Annotated in this window: 1 protein-coding gene and 1 pseudogene; both read right to left on the bottom strand. The window is 67.7% G+C overall.

Annotation, left to right across the window (positions count from 1 at the left end; all coding sequences use genetic code 11):
* Positions 1-113: pseudogene (locus VGI62_RS07050) on the bottom strand (30S ribosomal protein S4); the annotation flags it as partial.
* Between the two features lie 284 nt (positions 114-397).
* Positions 398-1483 (bottom strand): NAD(P)H-dependent flavin oxidoreductase, encoded by a 1086-nt coding sequence (locus VGI62_RS07045; RefSeq protein WP_331503696.1) that lies wholly within the window; start codon positions 1481-1483, stop codon positions 398-400.
* Between the last annotated feature and the right edge of the window lie 76 nt (positions 1484-1559).

Genomic DNA, 1559 nt, shown 5'->3' with positions numbered 1-1559 from the left:
CCGTGCTGGCCGGGGCCATAGGCGCGCTTGTTGATCGGAGACTTCGGGCGTCCCCAGATGTTTTCGCCCATCCGGCGGTCGAGCTTGTACTTGGCGCTATGGCGCTTGGACATATCGTTCTCTTCTTCGACCCGAGCCGGCCCTTCCGAAGTTGGAAGCGCGATCTCAACGGCGGCGTTCGCGTCAACCCGTCATAAATCCGCGTCCGCGCGGGTCGCCCGGCGGCGTGGAAGGCGGGGTGTATGCCCACCCGTCCTTTGCGAGTCAAGGTTTGGGCTGAGACAGTGTAGGAAGCACATAAAGTGTCCGGTGCATGTAGCACGTGATCTGTCCGGTGCGTGTCGACCTTGGGAGGGGGGGTGCGCCGGCTAAAACTAGCCTTGCGGCTTTTGATACCTCACGACCGCCGGCGAGCCGCAGTTTGCGCAGCCAGGGCCTGGGCCGTCTCCTGGGCCTGCGCCCACCAGTGTTTGACCATTTCGCCGGCGTCGCCCGGCTGCGCCAGCTTCACCGCCTGACCGGCCCAAAGCGACATCATGTCCGGATCGCCCACCTTGGCCGCGGCGGCCCGCAGCGGCTGGGTCAGACGATTCTGAACGGGATAGGCCGGCACATCGCGCTCGACGCTTCGCATCTCACGCGTGAAGCGGTTCTCGAGACCGCGGGCGAAACGGCCGGAAAAGGCGCGGGTCAGGCGGGTGGGATCGTCGGGCGCCTCGCGGATCGCGGTCTGCCAGATCGTACCAGTGATCGCCTGATCGCTAGCCAGGAATGCGCTGCCCATCTGCGCGGCCCCCGCCCCCAAGGCTAATGTGGCCGCGACGCCGCGCCCGTCCATGATCCCCCCCGCGGCGATCACCGGCAGGTCGACCGCGGCCAGCACCGTGGCCACGAGCGGCATCGTACCGATCAGGCTATCGTCGACGTCAGCAAGGAAGTTGCCGCGGTGGCCGCCGGCCTCCATGCCCTGGGCGCAGATTCCGTCAGCGCCGGCCTCGGCCCAGGCCTTGGCCTCAGCGACGGTGTTGGCCGTGCCGACCACGTAGCTCCCGGCCGACTTCAAGGCTGCGATCCGTTCGCGGCTGATCATGTCGAAGGCGAAAGAGGCGATCGGCGGCGCTGCGCGCAGGGTCGCCTCGAACTGGGCGTCAAAGTCTTGGGCAAAGCGGTTCGGCGGCTCGGGCAAGGTTGCGCCGAGCGCTTCGTACCAGGGTCGCAGGCGTTCAAGAGCCCGGTCCAGCATTTCCGGCTCCGGCGAGGAGCTGGCGGAAACCAGCAGGTTGACCGCGAACGGGGCGTCGGTCCCGGACCGGACCAGCGCCGCGGCGGCCTCTATCTCATCCGGCGCAAAGGCGGCGGCGGCGACCGATCCCAGGCCGCCGGCGCGGCTTACGGCCAGCGCCATCTGCGGGGTGGAAGCGCCGGCCATGGGCGCCTGGACGATCGGGATCCTCAGGTTGTCAAGCAAGGCTCTCAGGCTCATGCGCCTTCTTCCTTCGACTTCTTTTCCGCCAACTTCGCCAGCACCCGCCCGCGTCCCTTGGAGAGCGCTGTCACAA

The sequence above is a fragment of the Phenylobacterium sp. genome (assembly GCF_036495085.1).
Classification (GTDB): domain Bacteria; phylum Pseudomonadota; class Alphaproteobacteria; order Caulobacterales; family Caulobacteraceae; genus Phenylobacterium.
Note: the sequence above shows the minus strand (reverse complement) of the source record. Positions and strands in the feature narration are given on the sequence as shown.

Coding starts and splice junctions, on each gene's coding strand:
- VGI62_RS07045 (WP_331503696.1), bottom strand. CDS start 1,483: ATGAGCCTGAGAGCCTTGCTTGACAACCTGAGGATCCCGATCGTCCAG.